This is a genomic window from Pseudomonas sp. FW305-3-2-15-E-TSA4 (assembly GCF_058787295.1).
Genome location: NZ_JBYSZP010000018.1, coordinates 1 through 16615, shown reverse-complemented (window position 1 = coordinate 16615; position 16615 = coordinate 1). Strand labels below are relative to the sequence as shown.

Sequence of the window (16615 nt, the reverse complement as noted above, 5' to 3'; positions counted from 1 at the left end):
GTTGGTGTCAGCGACTGGCTTGCAGAGCTCGGGCCATTTCCAGATGGCTTTGCAGTTTTGGCAGCGTCTCGTCGGCAAATGCCTTGATTTCCGGCACGTCGGTAGACTGCGCTTCCTGCTGAATCTGCTGGATGGCCTCTTCGGTCGCTTTCACCTGGCTCGCGGCGTAGGCCTGGTCGAAGGTTTCACCGTCCTTGACCTGAGGGATCATGGTCTTGGCCTTGTCGGCAATTTCTTCACGGGGCGCGACCGGCAGATCGAGTTTCTTCGCGATCTTCGCCAGATGCTGGTTGGCCGTGGTGCGGTCATTGATTACGACAATGGTGTAATCCTTGACCTCTTTGGATTCGGATTTCTGGTGCGCCAGCCGGCTGGCTTCAATGTCGGCCATGCCTTTGGCGGACGCATCGTTGATGAAGTCGGCAGGCGACTGGGCGAATGCTGTGCCCGCGAACAAACCCAACAGCGTGGCAAAACTGAAACGACGTATCTGGGTGGCCATCCGGCTCATGGTCGCGCCCTCCTATCTCTGCAAATTCAAGCGGGGGCTTGCGCCCCCGCCTCTCAATCAAAACTACCTCACCGACTACTTCGACTTCTGAGCTGGCTTGCGGCCCATTTCGGTTTTCGCAGGCTCTTTGTCGACTGTCGTGGTGGTGGTTTTCCCACCTTTGCGACCGGCTTCAGAGGCCTTCGTTCGATCGTTGGCGAAGTTTCCCGAGTTCGAGTTTCTTGAATTAGGCATGATTCTCTTCCTCTTGGTGTTGATCGTTGGCGAGCAGATGCCCGCCTAGATTGAGAATTGCCGGACTGCCAAAGGTTTAGAAAAGTTGCCCGCGCCGCGACGAACGGCGCGCACTGTTTCAGCTATCCACCGCCCGATGATTGAGGCGTTTGGCGGCGTACATCGCTTGGTCGGCATGCCGGAACAATTGTTGCTCCTCACTGCCATGTTCGGGATAACGGGCCACGCCGATGCTCGGTTCGATATACAGGTTGTGACCGTCCAGGCGCATCGGCTGCACCAGCACCTGGCGGATTTTTCCGGCCACGATGTCGGCGTCTTCAGCGGCGTGAACGCTGTGCAACAGCACCACGAATTCGTCGCCACCGATGCGCGCCACGGTATCGGTGTCGCGTACGCAGCCCTTGAGCCGACTCGCCACCGTTTGCAGCAGCATGTCGCCGACCGCATGGCCAAAGGTGTCGTTGACCTGTTTGAAGCGATCCAGATCGACGTACAGCAGCGCCATGTTTCCCGAGGTTTCCCGGGCACCGGCCAGCGCAGCCTTGAGACGGTCTTTGAGCAACCCGCGATTGGGCAACTGGGTCAGTTGATCGTACTGCGCCATGCGTTTGAGCCGCGCGTGCAGTTGCTGACGCTCGATGGCGGTGGCGACCTGGGCGCAGACGTATTGCAGCAGTTCCTTGTCCTGCTCGGTGTAACGCTCGCCGCCCGGCAGGCTTTTGACGATCAGCGCACCGATGGTGCCGTTCTTCGAATTCAGCGGCACACCGAGCCAGCACGGTGAGTCCTGCCCCGCCACCAGCGCCGCGAAGTCGGGCGAGGCGTCGGGGCTGTCCGGCGTCAGCAGAATCGGCTGACCGCTGCGGATGACCTGCGCACACAAACGCCCGGTGACGGTGCCCGGTTGCTCGGGCTGCAATTCGTGATCGTCGACGTGATAAGGAAAATTCAGCTGCGCACAGTGCTCGTCGTACAGCGCCACGGAGAAATTCAGCGCCGGCAGCCACTCACCGATGATCAGGTGGATGCGTTTGAACAGCGCCAGCAAGTCTTCGGCGACATGCGCCGCCTCGGAAATCGCGTACAGCGCAGCCTGACGCGATTCCGCCTGCTTGCGCTCGGTGATGTCGCGGGCCACGGCGATGCGCAGTTGATCGACCTCCGACCAGCGCGCCGACCAGAGGATGTTGACGATGCGGCCATCCTTGCGCACGTAACGGTTTTCGAAATTGTGCTTGGGTTCGCCGCCCATGATGTCGTGGGCGGCGGCGAGCGTGCGCTGGCGATCTGCGGGATGCACCAGCTCGATCATCGACCGACCGATCAACTCGTCAGGCGTATAACCAAAAATACGCTCGCAGGCAGCACTGACAAAAACGAAACGGCCCTGCCTGTCCACCGCGCAGACGGCATCGAGCAACAGGTCCATATAACTCGCCAACGGCGCGGAATTTCGGCTTTCCATGGTTCAGCGTGGGTGTCCGGACAATGCAGCACTGTTCAACCATCCCTGACCCTTTGTTCACGCATCCCTGCACACAACATCAAGCCTTGTTCGGCAGCAATCCCGGTAGTGCGTGCATCAGTGCGTTGATCGCAAAACCGATGAACATCACGCCACACAAACGCGTGATCATCAGCTCGTGGCGCTGATACAGCGTGCGCACCCGTCGGGCGCCGACAACGCCGATCAAGATAGCGTAAGCCAGCAATCCGCCGAGAAAGCTCAGGGCGATCAGCCCCGGCAGCATCGACCAGTTGAGCAGTTCGGCGCGGCTCGACAGCAGCGCCGTAAACGTCGCCACCGCTACCGGATACGCCTTGGGATTGGTCAGGCCGAACAGGATGCCGTGCCAGAACGGCTGACGCGCCGCGCCCTGCGGCTGATCAGCGCTGCGCCGCTGGGCTCGCACTGCGCGCCAGCCGAGCCAGAACAGGTACAAACCGCTGAGCACACCCAGCACATCGAATGCGGTGCTGCCGATCTCGCGGGCACCGACGATGGCGATCAGCGCGGTGCTGCACCAGACCACATCGCCAAGCAAATGCCCACAAAGAAACCCGGCCCCGGCCCGTCGCCCATGCGCCGCACCGATGCCGAACACCGCCAGAACACCCGGCCCGGGCGTGATGCCGTATATGAAACCCGAGGCCAGAACGGCCATTAGCAGCGATGGAGTCATGGAAAACCTGCTGGCGCCAGTACAAATGATGGCCAGTCTATATCAGCCCAATGTGTCTGATCACGACGCGTCGTAAAAACGCATGCCCGTGTACGGTTTCAACCGACAGGCTGCCAGTCGCGAAGCCAGATTGCCGACATGAGCCTCAAGCTTGTGGCCATCAGGGTCAAGAAAGTAGAACGACGCACCTTCGCTGCGGTTGTCGCGCCACTCCTGTACGTTCGCCACTTTTAGCTTCTGCACGAACGATGAAAAATCCGCCTCGGCCAGACTGAATGCGTAATGGGTGTAGTCGACGGACGGCGCTGCGCTGCGCTGTGCGTCCAGCGACAGACACACCCACAACCCCGGCAGCGACAGATAGGCACCGGCGTCCCACGTGGCTTCGACGCGCAGACCGAGCATATCGCGATAGAACGCCAGGCTGCGGGGCAAATCGCTGACAGCGAGGGTCAGGTGGTTGAGGCCGGTGAGCATGGGTCAGTAACCTCTGAGGTCTTCAGGGACGTTGTACTGCTGGCCATCGTACGTCAGGGTGATCTGTTTTTTCTTCAGGTCGGTGTTTGTCGAAACGCACTGATTGCCGGACTTGGTGTTTTTCATTTTGCTGCCGGTGGTGGTGACGATCAGATCGGCGAAACCATTGTGGCTCGTTGGAGCGATCTCGAGCGTTCGGCGGATTTTCTTGCTGTAGCCCTCGCAGTCATTCGCGAACTCACCGTTGTCCTTGAAGACCACCAGGCCTTCAAGCACCGGACGTAACTCGTCGCCCTCGCGCACATACAGCGCCAGATCGGTTTTCTCGTAGGGAATGGCATGGGAACTGTGAACGAACTTCGCGCGCAGCCCAAACGCGCGGATGTCCGACGTCAATCGGTAGCGCGCCGTGTCGATGCGTACGTCATCCAGGCGCACGGCATCGGAGTTGTAGGCGCCCGGCTTACGGTAGGTGGCGATGGGTTTGGCGTTGCTCGCATTGAGGAGCGCCAGGTCCAGATCGAACGCCCCGGCATCGTCACCACCAGAATCGGCCAGATAGGTGGATTTGACCGAAATCGCCTGACTCGGGAACGCCGGCCAGACGTTGCAGCGTGACATGGATTTGCCGTCGAAACTCTTGGTGGTGCAGGCGGCGTGGGCTTGGGTGGTGATGGCCAGCAAACCGAAGGCGATCAGGAGTCTGGTGGGGTTAAGCATGGTTCTTCCTTGATAAGTGTCGTGTCTGGCTGGCGGGTTACAGGCCTTGGAAACCGTTTGGCAAAACGTATGATTTTCCGTCGTAGTGCAATGTTGTCAAAACGGGTTTGTTGTCAGTGGTTTTAGTTTTACATGCGTCTCCCGTCCCCACACTTGTTGTGTCTTTCTCCAAGGTTTTGACAATCAGATCTGCATAGCCGTGAGAGCTCGTTTTAGCGATTTCTACCGTTCTTGAAATCTCATATCGCTCGCCTTCGCAGTCACCATCCCACTCGCCGCCATACCGATAAACCACTAATTTATCCAATACCGGGCGCAATTTTTCGCCCTCTTTCACGTAGAGCGAAAGCAGGTTTTCTTCCATCGGATTGATCCGGGATCCATTAGTGGATAACGCACGTACGCCAAAGGCACGAAGATCGGTAGTCAGTGTGTAGCGAGCCGTATCGAGCGTTATTTCTCGCAAACTGACGCCATCCAATACAAATGCAGCCGCTTTGTAATAAGTCGCAATGGGTTTCGATTGAGCGGTGTCCAGAACGGACAAGTCGAAATCGTAGGTACTCAGCGCTTCTGGGTCATCAGATGGGGATCCGCGCTTAAACTGTGCAGTGGCGTTGATGGTTAATCCTGGATATGCAGGCCACTCCTTGCAGACAGAAAGATCCAGATCTCCTGCCATCGGTGTTGGCACGCAACCAGCCAACACCTGCCCCGCCATCAACCACCCACTCAGGGCCACCCACCCGATCCATCCAGACTTCACTGTCACACCCCACTCCTTGATAACGTTTTCAGCCGCGCACTATCCCCTCCTCAATCCGGCGATTCAACCAGTTCAACGCCTGATCCCCACCCCGGCGCTTATGCCACGCCAGCACAAACGTGAACGGCGCAATCTCGAACGGTGGCGGCAGCACAATCAGCTCCTGCTGATCAATCTCGCGCACGCTGCGTGACGACACCGTGAGAATCAGATCCGTACCGCTGATCAACTCGGGGGCGACGTTCCAGTGCGGCAGGCTAATGGCGACGCGGCGGCGTTCGCGCAGTGAGGTCAGCGCCCGCTCGATTTCCGGGGTGCCGCTGCCGCGCATTTCCAGCAAAACATGCGGGCGCGACAGGTAGGTCGGCAAATCCAGTACGCCGTCGGCCGGCAAGCTGCGGCGATCCAGCAGGCAGACGTAGCGCTCTTCGAACAGCACGCTGCTGCGCAACTCGTTGGGCATTTCCGGGAACACCCCGGCGGCCAAATCGATGTCACCGTTGAGCACACCCTCCAGCATGCCCTCGCGGCTGGCATGGCTGATTTGCAGGTCGATGCCCGGGGCCTCTCGGCGCAAGGTGCGGATCAGATCGGGCAGGATGATGGCCGCGCCGTAGTCGGACATCGCCACACGAAAGGTTCGCCGCGCAGTGGCCGGACCGAAAGTGTTCGGCGCCAGCAGCGATTGCACCTGGGCCAACGCTTCGGCCAGTGGCGCAACCAGTTCCAGCGCCCGCGCCGTGGGCACCAGCGTCGAACCGGCGCGCACCAGCAGCGGATCGCCGAGCAAGTCGCGCAGCCGCGCCAGCGCATGGCTGACCGCCGGTTGACTCAGGTGCAGCCGCTCGGCAGCGCGGGTGACATGTTGCTCGCTGAGCAAAGCATCGAGGACCACCAGCAGGTTGAGATCGATACGGCGTAGATCATTCATCTTGTGCATGTTCTGGATGACAAAACGGAATTTAAATCTGCGCGACGAATACCCTAGAGTCCAGCAAAACCTGTTGGAGAGTGAGCATGAGTACGTTGCAGTGGGTTGGCTTGTTGCTGCTGGCCGCGTTTGCCGGGGCGGTGGTGCCGTTTCAAAGTGCGATCAACAGCAACCTGGCGCGGGGCCTCGGCCATCCGCTATGGGCAACCTTGGCCTCGTTGCTGGTGAGTGTGTTGGTGCTGTTGCCGGTGATTCTGGCGTTGCGCCTGCCGCTGCCGTCGCTGGGGTTTATCAGCAAGGCGCCGTTGTGGATGTGGGCTGGCGGTGCGTTCGGCGTGTGCTTTGTGGCGCTGGCGGTGATGTTGCTGCCGAAGCTCGGCGCGTCGGGGTTTGTTGCGCTGGCGTTGGCCGGACAGGTGATTGCGTCGATGGTGCTGGATCACTTCGGGTTGTTCGGGCTGGTGGAGAAACAGCTGACGGCGTCGCGGGTATTGGGCGCGTTGTTGCTGATTGGCGGGCTGGTGTTGATTCAGTTTGGTGGGGCGACGAGCAGGAATCTGGCACCTGCCGGGTAGGCTTCGGAGGCGCCCGACACCGCATCAGAACATCGCCCTACAAGCAAATATCCAATTCCGCTCAGTATTGCAGGAAGTGTCTGATTCAGGCCCGAATTCGTGTTCCGTAAAGTCTGGCAATACACACAAATTGCAAGGCCCACGGATTGCCACGCACAAGGGATGCCCTGATGAACCATACACAGCAAGCACCAAACCTTTATTCCAACTATCGAAAAGTCATCGCCCTGGCAAACCAGAACTGGGAAAACGCCGAGCTCGGCAAAGTCGCCGGTCTCAATGTCGAGGTCATGGGTTCCAACCACCTGCTCGATCAATACGGACGAGAGTTACAACACTTCTGTACCACTTCCTACCTTGGCCTTGATCACCACCCTGCCTTGCTCGGAGGTGCAATCGCCGCACTGCAGGAAACCGGCACCTTGCGCATCGCCAACTCGAAAAATCGCTGCAAGCTGGGGATTCTCGAAAAATACGAAACCGAGCTTTCGCAGTTGTTCGATGCAGTGTGCCTGACGACCCTGTCCTGCAGCGCTGCAAGTGCGGGGATCTTGCCGCTGCTGGCCAGCGGTGTATTGACCGAGAATCGCCCGCCAGCGATGGTCTTTGACCGTCAGGCGCATTACTCGATGAATCACTTGAAAGCTGCATGCGCCGACGAAACCCGGGTGATGACCTGTCCACACAACGATATGAATTTTCTAGAAAAGATCTGCCAGCAATATGGTCGTGTGGCCTATATTGGCGATGGCGCCTACAGCATGGGCGGCGTGTCCAACATGGAAGGCCTGCTGTACCTCAAGGATCGTTACGGGCTGTTTCTTTATCTGGATGATTCACACGCGTTGTCAGCCGTGGGCCATAACGGCGTCGGTCTGATACGCCCGAGAATCCAGACGCTGGAAGATGACTGCGTGATCGTCGCGTCGCTGGCCAAGTCATTTGGCGCCAGTGGTGGACTGGTGATGCTTGGCAACCAGCGCCAGAAAAAAATCATCCAGCGCTATGGCGGCCCGAGCAATTGGTCACAAAGTCTCAACTGTGCGGCAATCGGCGCCGGCCGAGCGTCAATTCGTCTACATTACACCGCCGAATTCGCCGCTCTACAGGCCCGCCTCCAGGCTAATATCCGCCTCTTCGACAGTTTGATCAGTACAGAGCAATGCCACAGCGCGATGGCAATCCGCTTGATCGACTGCGGCCAGGCGGATCTGGCCAATCTCATCGCCAGCGAGCTGGCCGAGCAAGGCTTTTTCACCAGCGCAGTATTTTTCCCGGTAGTTGCCCAAGGTAAAGCGGCCATTCGGGTAACCTTGCGTGCTGATATGGAGCCGTCGCTGATCCGACGTTTCTGCGATGTAGTCAGCGAATTGTTGCGCACACACCGCGTCGATTTCGACATCTGAGCCAGGGACGATAGATGAACGCCAGCGCCACCCTTCTTATCACCTGCTGCACTGTGTTCCTTGCACAGTTGGGCATGAGTATTTACCTGCCAGCGCTGCCGGAGATTGCCGGCCATCTGCATGCAGGGCCTGCGCAAGTGGCGTGGGGTTTATCGATTTATCTGGTCGGCATGGCGCTGCCAATGCTGCTTTGGGGATCACTGGCCCAGCGTATCGGGCGCAAACCTGTGTTACTCGCAGCATTGGGGCTGTATGGCGTGGCGAACCTGGCGTTGCCGCTGGGTTCGACGCTGGAGTCGTTCCTGTTACTGCGCCTGATTCAGGGCGTCGGCGCCAGCGGGATTTCGGTGATGGCACGGGTGCTGATTCGCGACAGTTTTCGCGGCGACCTGCTGGCCAAGGCATTGTCATGGATTTCGATTTCGTTCGTGGTGGCTCTAGGCATCGGTCAGTACCTGGGTTCGATCATTCAGGTCACGCTGGGCTGGCAGGCAATCTTCTACTTGCTCGGCATCACGTGCCTGCTGATGGCCATGATCGTATCCCGGGTCAATTTTGCGCCATTGGAGGAGGCGCAAACCAATGCTTCGGCATGGCTGATTTACCGGCGCATCCTGATCCATCGCGCGTTCCTGTTGCCGGCACTGGCCGGAGGCCTCGGCTACGGGGTGATCATCGCCTTCAACACGGCTGCGCCACTGATCCTGCAAGGACCGTTCAATTGGTCTACGGTGGATTACGGTCTGCTCGGCTGGCCGATCAGTGCGGCATACTTTCTCGGGGCACTGGTGGTCAATCGCTTCGTTCTGCGCACGGGTCAACACCGGTTGATGACGTTGGGCGTGGTGCTGGTGATGGCGGGGTGCGGAGTGATGCTGCTGGGCAGTCTGACAGCCAGTTCCGTCGCGCTGATGCTGTGGCTGCCCTATTGCGTAGCGGTGTTCGGACAATCGCTGAACTACCCGATCAGCCTGTCCCGTGCCAACGATGGCGCACCGATTGCGGGTGCTTACGCAATGGCGTTGAGCGGATTTATTCATCAACTGATGGCGGCAATGATCGGCGCGATTGCCAGTCTTGTCGCTAGCCCTTCGGCGTGGCCGCTGGCACTGTTATGCAGTTTGCTTGCAGTCGGCGCGATGCTCTGTGTGAGATTCACGCCGACGCGCGTCAGCCCTTAAAAAGCATTACGGAAAATCTCCTCGATCTGCCGCTGATCCGCCGCCCGTGGGTTGGTCAGACCGCACGCGTCTTTCAATGCGTTGGTGGCGAGCACTGGAATATCGCTGAGCTTGGCGCCGAGTTCACGCAGGCCGCCGGGAATATCGACGTCCCTGGCCAGACAACGGATCGCATTGATCGCCGCCTGAGCGCCCTCTTCCGGGCTGAAACCACGAATGTCAGCGCCCATGGCGTGGGCGACGTCAGTCAGGCGTTCGGCACAGATCAACGCGTTGAAGGTCTGCACATGCGGCAGCAGCACGGCGTTGCACACGCCATGGGGCAAGTCGTAGAAACCGCCCAACTGGTGGGCCATGGCGTGCACGTAGCCAAGCGATGCGTTGTTGAACGCCATGCCGGCGAGGAACTGCGCGTAAGCCATGTTTTCCCGCGCCGCGAGGTCGCTGCCGTCACGCACGGCCAGGCGCAGGTTGTTGCTGATCAGGGTCATGGCCTTCAGCGCACAGGCGTCGGTGATCGGGTTGGCCGCGGTCGAGACGTAGGCCTCGATGGCGTGGGTCAGCGCGTCCATGCCGGTGGCGGCAGTCAGGCTTTTCGGCATGGCGACCATCAGCGCCGGGTCGTTGACCGACAGCAGCGGCGTGACGTTGCGGTCGACGATGGCCATTTTCACGTGGCGCGATTCGTCGGTGATGATGCAGAAACGGGTCATCTCGCTGGCGGTGCCGGCGGTGGTGTTGATGGCGATCAGCGGTAATTGCGGCTTGCTCGATTGATCGACGCCTTCGTAGTCGCGGATCTGCCCGCCGTTGGTCGCACACAGAGCAATGCCCTTGGCGCAGTCATGGGGCGAACCGCCGCCCAGCGACACCACGAAATCGCAACGACTGTCCTTGAGCAGCGCCAGCCCGGATTCGACGTTGGCGATGCTCGGGTTCGGTTTGGCGCCGTCGAAGATCACCGAATCGATGTCCTGCATCGCCAGTTTTTCGGCAAGCATGGTCGCCACGCCAGCCTTGGCCAGCCCCGCGTCGGTGACGATCAGCGCCTTGCGAAAACCGTAGTTGCGGATCGCAACCATGGCTTCGTCGAGGCATCCGTTGCCCATGATGTTTACGGCCGGAATGAAAAAGGTGCTGCTCATGCGCGTCTCCTGACTGGGGCCGAATCGACTGCTCCGATACGGCGGATGTGCACAGGATCGACCGATCGGTCACCACCGATGTTGATCTGGCTCAATGCCCGCTCGTGATAAAGTCGCCGTCCATCCGCCCTTTGTTTTGAGACTGCCCACGCAATGACCGATTTTCTGGACGTCGACGCCACCCTCGAAGACTGGAGCGCCCTGCGCGCCACCGCCGACTTCAACGGTCTGCTGGTGGGCAATGGCGCCAGTCGCGCGGTGTGGGACGATTTTGGCTATGACTCGCTGTTCGAAAACGCGCGCACCGTGGAAGAGAAACCGCTGAGCCCGTCGGAACTGAGCGTGTTCGACGCGATGCAGACGCGCAGCTTCGAGCAGGTGCTCGGTGCGCTGAAAACCACCAGCCGGGTCAACAAGGCCCTGGCCGTCAGTTCGGCGGCACCGCGCAATCGCTACTACGCGATCAAGGAAGCGCTGATCAACACCGTACACGCCGTGCACATTCCCTGGCGCCTGGTGCAGGCCCCGACTCTGGCCACGCTCAATGAAGAACTGGCGCGGTATCGCACGGTGTTCACCACCAATTACGACCTGCTCAGCTACTGGGCGATCCAGCACCGCAGCGAGGCGATCGACGACCTGTTCAACGGTCCCGACGCCAGTTTCGATCTGAGCGCAAGCAGCAGCGCCAAACCGCGTCTGTTGTATCTGCACGGCGGGCTGCACCTGGTGCGCAATCAGGATGGCACCGCGCGCAAACTGACCTCGACCGAGGGCACCCTGCTCGGCAGCTTCGCGATCAACAACACGATCAAGACGCTGGACGACGTGCCGCTGTTCGTCAACGAAGGGCCGAGCGCGGACAAGCTCAAGACTATTCGCAGCTCGGATTATCTGTCGTTCTGCTACGAGCAGTTATTGGGGCACGCGCAGAACCTGTGCATCTTCGGTCATGCGCTGGGCGAGCAGGATGCGCACATCGTGAGGGCACTGCGCCTGGCGAAACCGGCGAGCGTGGCGATCTCGATTTATCCGCGCAGTGCGGCGTTCATTCAGCATCAGAAACGCCATTACGCCAAGGTGTTCGAGGGCACCGGGATTGAGTTGCGGTTTTTTGATGCGAAGACGCATGCGTTGGGGAGTCCGAAGCTTTCGGTTCCCGTCGAGATTTGATGTAAGCAGTACTGACGCCTTCGCGAGCAAGCCCGCTCCCACCTTGGAATGCATTCCAAATGTGGGAGCGGGCTTGCTCGCGAAGATTTTTCTGGCGGCTCATTCTTCCGAGCTGTGCACCACCACCAGCAACTGCGCCTGCACCTCGCCCACCGACCTGATCCGGTGCGGCTTCTGCGCGTTGAAGTGCAGCGCATCGCCACGTTCGAGCAGCACCCGCTCGTTCATGAAATCCACTTCCACCTGCCCTTCGTGGACGAACAGAAACTCCTCGCCCAAATGCTCCTTGAAGGTCTTGTCGGTGAACTCGCGCGGCGGGTAGATGATGAACGGCAGCAGGTTGCGCTCGCTGACCTGATGCGCCAGCACCGCATACCCCGGGCTCTGATCGTTGGCCGCCAGTGACTGGCGTTCGTGGCTGCGCACCAGGCTGTAGCTGTCGAGGCTGACGTTGTCTTCGGAGAACAATTCCTCGACCTTCACGTTCAGTGCCTTCGCCAGTTTCAGCGCGGCCGCAATCGACGGGGTGTTCAGCCCGCGCTCGACCTTCGACAGATAACTCTTGGTCATGCCGGATTTTTCCGCCAGCGCCTCAAGTGTCACGCCAAGTTTTTTTCTCAACAATTTCAAACGGATAGACATGCGCAGCAGTTATTCCATCAAGGAAACGACGATTGATGCTTGCTTATGACACTTTGTGTCATATAGGCTCTTTAGTGTCATTTGCAATCACCCAAAGGACACAGACATGGCCAAGACATTAGCACTACCCAAAGAGCAACTGGTCAAGCAAGCGCTGACCCAGATGCAAAACACCCTGGCGGATAATACGTGGACTGACCGGCAAAAGCTGGCGCTGACCTGCCGGATCCTGTTCGAGAGCGGTCATGACTCCGGTCTGGCCGGACAGATCACCGCTCGCGGCCCACAACCGGGGACCTATTACACTCAGCAACTGGGCCTGGGTTTCGATGAAATCACCGCGAGCAATCTGCTGCTGGTCAACGAAGACCTGGAAGTGCTCGAAGGGCACGGCATGGCCAACCCGGCCAACCGTTTCCACAGCTGGGTCTACCGCGCCCGGCCGGACGTGAACTGCATCATCCACACCCATCCGACGCACATTGCCGCGCTGTCGATGCTGGAAGTGCCGCTGCAGATTTCCCACATGGACCTGTGCCCGCTGTACGACGACTGCGCGTTTCTCGAAGGCTGGCCGGGCGTGCCGGTGGGTAACGAAGAGGGCGAACTGATTGCCGGTGCACTGGGCGACAAGCGCGCGATTCTACTGTCGCACCACGGCCAGCTGTCGACCGGCAGCACGATCGAAGAAGCCTGTGTCATCGCCCAACTGATCGAGCGCGCCGCCAAACTGCAGTTGCTGGCAATGGCCGCCGGTACGATCAAACCGATCATTCCGGCGCTGGGGCGCGAGGCCCATGACTGGGTGTCGAAACCCAAACGCCACGCCGCCGCCTTCAACTACTACGCCCGGCAGAACCTGCGCCAACACGCCGATTGCCTGAACTGATTTCAGCTTTTTCCGGAGACTCATCATGTCCAATATTCACGGCATCATCGGCTACACCATCACCCCGTTCAGCACCCACGGCGAAGGCCTCGATCTGCCGGCGCTCGGCCAATCGATCGATCGTCTGATCGACAGCGGCGTCCATGCCATCGCCCCGCTCGGCAGCACCGGCGAAGGCGCCTACCTGAGCGACGCCGAATGGGATCAGGTCGCCGAGTTCAGCATCAAGCACGTGGGCAAACGGGTGCCGACCATCGTCAGCGTGTCCGACCTGACCACCGCCAAAGCCGTACGCCGCGCACGCTTCGCCGAAGCCCATGGCGCCGACGTGGTGATGGTGCTGCCGGCGTCGTACTGGAAGCTGACTGAAGCGGAAATCCTCGCGCACTACCGCGCCATCGGCGACAGCGTCGGTGTGCCGATCATGCTCTACAACAACCCGGCCACCAGCGGCACCGACATGTCGGTCGAGCTGATTCTGCGCATCGTCAATGGCGTGGAAAACGTGACCATGGTCAAGGAGAGCACCGGCGACATTCAGCGCATGCACAAGCTGCAATTACTCGGTGAAGGTCAGGTGCCGTTCTACAACGGCTGCAATCCGCTGGCACTGGAAGCGTTTGCCGCCGGGGCGAAGGGTTGGTGCACCGCCGCGCCGAACCTGATCCCGCAGTTGAACCTGGATCTGTATGCGGCCGCTCTGGCCGGTGATCTGCAGCAGGCACGCGAGTTGTTCTACCGCCAGTTGCCGCTGCTGGACTTCATCCTCAAGGGCGGTTTGCCGGCGACGATCAAGGCCGGATTGCGCGAGACGGGGCTGGAGGTTGGTGATCCGCGCTTGCCGGTGTTTCCGTTGAGCGAAGCTGGGCAAGCTCAGCTAAAAGCAATCCTCAACACCCTGCGCTAACACACACAACCCCATGTGGGAGCGGGCTTGCTCGCGAGGCGGTGGATCAGTCACTGGAGATGTCGACTGACACGACGCCTTCGCGAGCAAGCCCGCTCCCACATTTTTGCTCTTCTGTGTTCTTCAGAGCACCGGCAAGGTCTTGTCCTTGATCACTTTGCTCGGCCCATTGGCCTTGACGCTCGCGATGCCTTTGGCACACGCGGCATCGTTGGAGTACGACTCGCTGCTGCCGATGATCTGGTGGTTGGCGGCCTTGAGGTTGAAGTAAGGATGGCCATCCTTGGTGGTCTTCTTCTCGTAGCGTTCATCCAGCGGGCTGTTGCTCTGCACCGAAGCAATGCCGTTGTCGGCAGCCGCGCGGGTGGTGTAGAGCTCGCTGGTGAGAATGGTTTCGGCGTTGGCGGCCTTCAGCACAAACCTGAACTGGCCGTTGCTGCTTTTGCTCACTTCGTACCATCCGGACATGCGCGTTTCTCCTTGGCGGTTGAGAGGTTTTGCGCTTCAAAGTAAAGACCAGCCCGAGACTTCTGTCGCCTGTAGTGGCCTCTTCGCGAGCAAGCCCGCTCCCACAGTAGATCTCCAGTGATCACAAAAATAGGTGAGCACTCGGCAATCAATGTGGGAGCGAGCCTGCTCGCGAAGGCGTCACCCCGGTGTTGGCTGTTTCACCCCCGCCCGCACCACCGACAACTCCGGCGCACTCACCCGTCGCTGACTCAGATACCGCGTGCAACTCACCCGCAGGAACGAAGCGAAATTCACCACCTCCCCGCGATAATCCATCACCTCTTCATACAGCTTGGCGATCAACTGGTTGGTGGTCATGCCATCGACTTCGGCGATTTCGCTGAGGATGTCCCAGAACTGGTTTTCCAGGCGCAGGGTCGTCACCACGCCGCAGATGCGCAGCGAGCGCGAGCGGGATTCGTAGAGAATCGGGTCGGCCTTGACGTAGAGCTCGCACATCGGCGGATCCTCGTTACAGGGTGATCTTGGTGCCGAGCAGACCGAGGAAACCGGCCAGCCAGTTCGGATGCGCCGGCCACGCTGGCGCAGTCGCCAGATTGCCTTGAACGTGGCCGTCGGTCACCGGGATATCGATGAACGTGCCACCGGCCAGTCGCACTTCCGGGGCGCAGGCCGGATAGGCGCTGCATTCGCGCCCTTCGAGAACGCCCGCTGCCGCCAACAGCTGCGCGCCGTGGCAGACCGCGGCAATCGGCTTGCCGGCCTTGTCGAAGGCGCGCACCAGCTCCAGGACTTTTTCGTTCAGGCGCAGGTATTCCGGCGCACGACCGCCGGGGATCAGCAGCGCGTCGTAATCGGCCTCGGTGACCTTGGCAAAGTCGAAATTGAGGGCGAACAGGTGACCGGGTTTCTCGCTGTAAGTCTGGTCGCCTTCGAAGTCATGGATCGCGGTGCGCACGGTCTTGCCCGCAGCCTTGTCCGGGCACACGGCGTGCACGGTGTGACCAACCATTTGCAGGGCCTGGAACGGCACCATCACTTCGTAGTCTTCGACGTAATCGCCGACCAGCATCAGGATTTTTTTCGCGGCCATGGGGAGGACTCCTCTGGGATATGGACTTGCAGGAGTATTCAAGGTAGACCTTATCCGTTGGGGCGGGTAACAACCGGCTACTACCTCGAAGACCGCGTTATCGTTTTTCGCGAGCAGGCTCACTCCTACAGGGGAATGCATTCCAATTGTAGGAGTGAGCCTGCTCGCGATAGCGTCCGCAAACTGTACGCCTAAGTCTGTGCCTAGCTGTAACAGCCCGAGCCGCCCGGTTTATGGCTAGATGAAGCCACCTTCCTGTCACCTTCAATTCTGGTCACTCACATGTCCTCGCGCGAAAACACCGGCATGGCCCTCGGCCTGCTCGGGGTTGTGATTTTCAGCCTGACCCTGCCCTTCACCCGGATCGTGGTGCAGGAACTGCATCCGCTGCTCAACGGCCTCGGCCGCGCGCTGTTCGCGGCGATTCCCGCGGCAGCGTTGTTGTTATGGCGACGCGAGAAGTGGCCGAGCTGGCAGCAGATCAAAGGCCTGAGCCTGGTGATCGCCGGGGTGATTCTTGGCTTCCCGGTGCTGTCGGCGTGGGCCATGCAGACCTTGCCGGCGTCCCACGGCGCGCTGGTCAACGGTTTGCAGCCGCTGTGCGTGGCGCTGTATGCGGCGTGGCTGTCCCACGAGCGGCCGTCGAAAGCCTTCTGGGCCTGCGCCGCGCTGGGCAGTGCGCTGGTGCTCGGCTACGCGTTGTACACCGGCGACGGGAGCATTCAGGCCGGTGACTTGTTGATGCTCGGCGCAATTGCCGTCGGTGGTCTGGGCTATGCCGAGGGTGGCCGGTTGGCCAGGGAAATGGGCGGCTGGCAAGTGATCTGCTGGGCGCTGGTGCTGTCGACGCCGCTGCTGATCGGCCCGGTGTTGTACCTGGCGCTGCAGCATCACGGTGCAGTGTCAGCCAAGGCCTGGTGGGCGTTCGGCTACGTGGCGCTGTTTTCGCAGTTTCTCGGCTTCTTCGCCTGGTACGCCGGGTTGGCGATGGGCGGGATTGCGCGGGTCAGTCAGATCCAGTTGCTGCAGATCTTTTTCACCATCGCGTTTTCGGCGCTGTTCTTTGGTGAACATGTCGAGCCGATTACCTGGGTGTTTGCCTGCGGGGTGATTGCCACTGTGATGCTCGGGCGCAAGACCGCCATCAAACCCCATGTGGGAGCGAGCCTGCTCGCGAAGGGGCCATAACAGCCAGCAGCATCCTTGGCTGGCAGTCTGCCTTCGCGAGCAGGCTGAACTGGTCAAGTAATCTTGGACACTGATTAAGGTTTCACGCCGCCAACTTCTCCTTGGCGACTGGTGACCGAT

The 16615-nt window shown here is 60.0% G+C and carries 20 protein-coding genes; 7 read left to right on the top strand and 13 right to left on the bottom strand.

The genetic code is table 11. The features are described 5' to 3' along the window. Window positions 1-7 precede the first annotated feature (7 nt). From AC3WMV_RS23150 to AC3WMV_RS23115, 8 genes are all read right to left on the bottom strand, one after another. Window positions 8-511, bottom strand: coding sequence for a DUF4142 domain-containing protein (locus tag AC3WMV_RS23150; protein WP_027614439.1), 504 nt, complete (start codon window positions 509-511; stop codon window positions 8-10). Between the two features lie 75 nt (window positions 512-586). Further along, window positions 587-745 carry a KGG domain-containing protein gene (locus AC3WMV_RS23145; protein ID WP_003222499.1) on the bottom strand — a complete coding sequence of 53 codons (159 nt, stop codon included), beginning with the start codon at window positions 743-745 and terminating at the stop codon, window positions 587-589. A gap of 118 nt (window positions 746-863) precedes the next feature. Further along, window positions 864-2213, bottom strand: coding sequence for a sensor domain-containing protein (locus AC3WMV_RS23140; RefSeq protein WP_103368258.1), 1350 nt, complete (start codon window positions 2211-2213; stop codon window positions 864-866). Window positions 2214-2292: 79 nt separating this feature from the next. Further along, window positions 2293-2931 carry a LysE family translocator gene (locus AC3WMV_RS23135; protein WP_097086642.1) on the bottom strand — a complete coding sequence of 213 codons (639 nt, stop codon included), beginning with the start codon at window positions 2929-2931 and terminating at the stop codon, window positions 2293-2295. A gap of 60 nt (window positions 2932-2991) precedes the next feature. Further along, complete coding sequence (gene fos / locus AC3WMV_RS23130) at window positions 2992-3408, bottom strand: fosfomycin resistance glutathione transferase (RefSeq protein WP_103368257.1); 417 nt, start codon at window positions 3406-3408, stop codon at window positions 2992-2994. A 3-nt stretch (window positions 3409-3411) separates the two neighbouring features. Further along, complete coding sequence (locus AC3WMV_RS23125; RefSeq protein ID WP_096797071.1) at window positions 3412-4128, bottom strand: PA3715 family protein; 717 nt, start codon at window positions 4126-4128, stop codon at window positions 3412-3414. A 37-nt stretch (window positions 4129-4165) separates the two neighbouring features. Beyond that, entirely contained in the window at window positions 4166-4900 is a 735-nt protein-coding gene (locus AC3WMV_RS23120) for a PA3715 family protein (RefSeq protein ID WP_103368256.1), read from the bottom strand. 22 nt (window positions 4901-4922) lie between these two features. Continuing rightward, complete coding sequence (locus tag AC3WMV_RS23115) at window positions 4923-5834, bottom strand: LysR family transcriptional regulator (RefSeq protein WP_178085244.1); 912 nt, start codon at window positions 5832-5834, stop codon at window positions 4923-4925. 77 nt (window positions 5835-5911) lie between these two features. Here AC3WMV_RS23115 and AC3WMV_RS23110 point away from each other — a divergent pair, with 77 nt between their 5' ends. From AC3WMV_RS23110 to AC3WMV_RS23100, 3 genes are all read left to right on the top strand, one after another. Further along, complete coding sequence (locus AC3WMV_RS23110; protein ID WP_103368254.1) at window positions 5912-6400, top strand: DMT family transporter; 489 nt, start codon at window positions 5912-5914, stop codon at window positions 6398-6400. Between the two features lie 170 nt (window positions 6401-6570). After that, window positions 6571-7806 (top strand): aminotransferase class I/II-fold pyridoxal phosphate-dependent enzyme, encoded by a 1236-nt coding sequence (locus tag AC3WMV_RS23105; RefSeq protein WP_103368253.1) that lies wholly within the window; start codon window positions 6571-6573, stop codon window positions 7804-7806. Between the two features lie 14 nt (window positions 7807-7820). Next, window positions 7821-8987 carry an MFS transporter gene (locus AC3WMV_RS23100; protein ID WP_103368252.1) on the top strand — a complete coding sequence of 389 codons (1167 nt, stop codon included), beginning with the start codon at window positions 7821-7823 and terminating at the stop codon, window positions 8985-8987. Here AC3WMV_RS23100 and yiaY read toward each other — a convergent pair. Further along, a complete protein-coding gene (gene yiaY, locus AC3WMV_RS23095; protein ID WP_103368251.1) occupies window positions 8984-10132 on the bottom strand; it encodes an L-threonine dehydrogenase in 1149 nt (382 codons plus the stop codon). The two genes, AC3WMV_RS23100 and yiaY, sit on opposite strands and share 4 nt — an antisense overlap. 153 nt (window positions 10133-10285) lie before the next feature. On the opposite strand from yiaY, the gene AC3WMV_RS23090 reads away from it, so the two are divergent. Beyond that, window positions 10286-11305: a DUF4917 family protein gene (locus tag AC3WMV_RS23090; RefSeq protein WP_103368250.1), complete on the top strand. Its 1020-nt coding sequence runs from the start codon at window positions 10286-10288 to the stop codon at window positions 11303-11305. Window positions 11306-11404: 99 nt separating this feature from the next. On the opposite strand, the gene AC3WMV_RS23085 is transcribed toward AC3WMV_RS23090, so the two are convergent. Then, on the bottom strand, window positions 11405-11947 hold the full coding sequence (locus AC3WMV_RS23085) for a helix-turn-helix domain-containing protein (protein WP_027614428.1): 543 nt from the start codon (window positions 11945-11947) through the stop codon (window positions 11405-11407). 106 nt (window positions 11948-12053) lie between these two features. On the opposite strand from AC3WMV_RS23085, the gene AC3WMV_RS23080 reads away from it, so the two are divergent. Beyond that, window positions 12054-12836: an aldolase gene (locus AC3WMV_RS23080; RefSeq protein ID WP_103368249.1), complete on the top strand. Its 783-nt coding sequence runs from the start codon at window positions 12054-12056 to the stop codon at window positions 12834-12836. 22 nt (window positions 12837-12858) lie between these two features. Further along, window positions 12859-13743, top strand: coding sequence for a dihydrodipicolinate synthase family protein (locus tag AC3WMV_RS23075; protein WP_178085246.1), 885 nt, complete (start codon window positions 12859-12861; stop codon window positions 13741-13743). A 123-nt stretch (window positions 13744-13866) separates the two neighbouring features. Here AC3WMV_RS23075 and AC3WMV_RS23070 read toward each other — a convergent pair whose 3' ends face one another. The 3 genes from AC3WMV_RS23070 to AC3WMV_RS23060 all read right to left on the bottom strand — a co-directional run bounded on the left by AC3WMV_RS23070 (window position 13867) and on the right by AC3WMV_RS23060 (window position 15307). Further along, entirely contained in the window at window positions 13867-14211 is a 345-nt protein-coding gene (locus tag AC3WMV_RS23070; protein ID WP_095138504.1) for a YegP family protein, read from the bottom strand. Window positions 14212-14391: 180 nt separating this feature from the next. Next, window positions 14392-14712, bottom strand: a complete 321-nt coding sequence (locus tag AC3WMV_RS23065) for a ribbon-helix-helix domain-containing protein (protein WP_103368247.1) — start codon at window positions 14710-14712, stop codon at window positions 14392-14394. A 13-nt stretch (window positions 14713-14725) separates the two neighbouring features. Next, window positions 14726-15307 (bottom strand): DJ-1/PfpI family protein, encoded by a 582-nt coding sequence (locus AC3WMV_RS23060; protein ID WP_103368246.1) that lies wholly within the window; start codon window positions 15305-15307, stop codon window positions 14726-14728. Window positions 15308-15589: 282 nt separating this feature from the next. On the opposite strand from AC3WMV_RS23060, the gene AC3WMV_RS23055 reads away from it, so the two are divergent. Next, window positions 15590-16495, top strand: coding sequence for a DMT family transporter (locus tag AC3WMV_RS23055; protein WP_097086625.1), 906 nt, complete (start codon window positions 15590-15592; stop codon window positions 16493-16495). Window positions 16496-16615 lie beyond the last annotated feature (120 nt).

Excerpts from the sequence above, each read along its gene's own strand:
- AC3WMV_RS23150 (WP_027614439.1), bottom strand. The coding sequence starts at position 511 with ATGAGCCGGATGGCCACCCAGATACGTCGTTTCAGTTTTGCCACGCTG.
- AC3WMV_RS23145 (WP_003222499.1), bottom strand. The coding sequence starts at position 745 with ATGCCTAATTCAAGAAACTCGAACTCGGGAAACTTCGCCAACGATCGA.
- AC3WMV_RS23140 (WP_103368258.1), bottom strand. The coding sequence starts at position 2,213 with ATGGAAAGCCGAAATTCCGCGCCGTTGGCGAGTTATATGGACCTGTTG.
- AC3WMV_RS23135 (WP_097086642.1), bottom strand. The coding sequence starts at position 2,931 with ATGACTCCATCGCTGCTAATGGCCGTTCTGGCCTCGGGTTTCATATAC.
- fos (WP_103368257.1), bottom strand. The coding sequence starts at position 3,408 with ATGCTCACCGGCCTCAACCACCTGACCCTCGCTGTCAGCGATTTGCCC.
- AC3WMV_RS23125 (WP_096797071.1), bottom strand. The coding sequence starts at position 4,128 with ATGCTTAACCCCACCAGACTCCTGATCGCCTTCGGTTTGCTGGCCATC.
- AC3WMV_RS23115 (WP_178085244.1), bottom strand. The coding sequence starts at position 5,834 with ATGCACAAGATGAATGATCTACGCCGTATCGATCTCAACCTGCTGGTG.
- AC3WMV_RS23110 (WP_103368254.1), top strand. The coding sequence starts at position 5,912 with ATGAGTACGTTGCAGTGGGTTGGCTTGTTGCTGCTGGCCGCGTTTGCC.
- AC3WMV_RS23105 (WP_103368253.1), top strand. The coding sequence starts at position 6,571 with ATGAACCATACACAGCAAGCACCAAACCTTTATTCCAACTATCGAAAA.
- AC3WMV_RS23100 (WP_103368252.1), top strand. The coding sequence starts at position 7,821 with ATGAACGCCAGCGCCACCCTTCTTATCACCTGCTGCACTGTGTTCCTT.
- yiaY (WP_103368251.1), bottom strand. The coding sequence starts at position 10,132 with ATGAGCAGCACCTTTTTCATTCCGGCCGTAAACATCATGGGCAACGGA.
- AC3WMV_RS23090 (WP_103368250.1), top strand. The coding sequence starts at position 10,286 with ATGACCGATTTTCTGGACGTCGACGCCACCCTCGAAGACTGGAGCGCC.
- AC3WMV_RS23085 (WP_027614428.1), bottom strand. The coding sequence starts at position 11,947 with ATGTCTATCCGTTTGAAATTGTTGAGAAAAAAACTTGGCGTGACACTT.
- AC3WMV_RS23080 (WP_103368249.1), top strand. The coding sequence starts at position 12,054 with ATGGCCAAGACATTAGCACTACCCAAAGAGCAACTGGTCAAGCAAGCG.
- AC3WMV_RS23070 (WP_095138504.1), bottom strand. The coding sequence starts at position 14,211 with ATGTCCGGATGGTACGAAGTGAGCAAAAGCAGCAACGGCCAGTTCAGG.
- AC3WMV_RS23065 (WP_103368247.1), bottom strand. The coding sequence starts at position 14,712 with ATGTGCGAGCTCTACGTCAAGGCCGACCCGATTCTCTACGAATCCCGC.
- AC3WMV_RS23060 (WP_103368246.1), bottom strand. The coding sequence starts at position 15,307 with ATGGCCGCGAAAAAAATCCTGATGCTGGTCGGCGATTACGTCGAAGAC.
- AC3WMV_RS23055 (WP_097086625.1), top strand. The coding sequence starts at position 15,590 with ATGTCCTCGCGCGAAAACACCGGCATGGCCCTCGGCCTGCTCGGGGTT.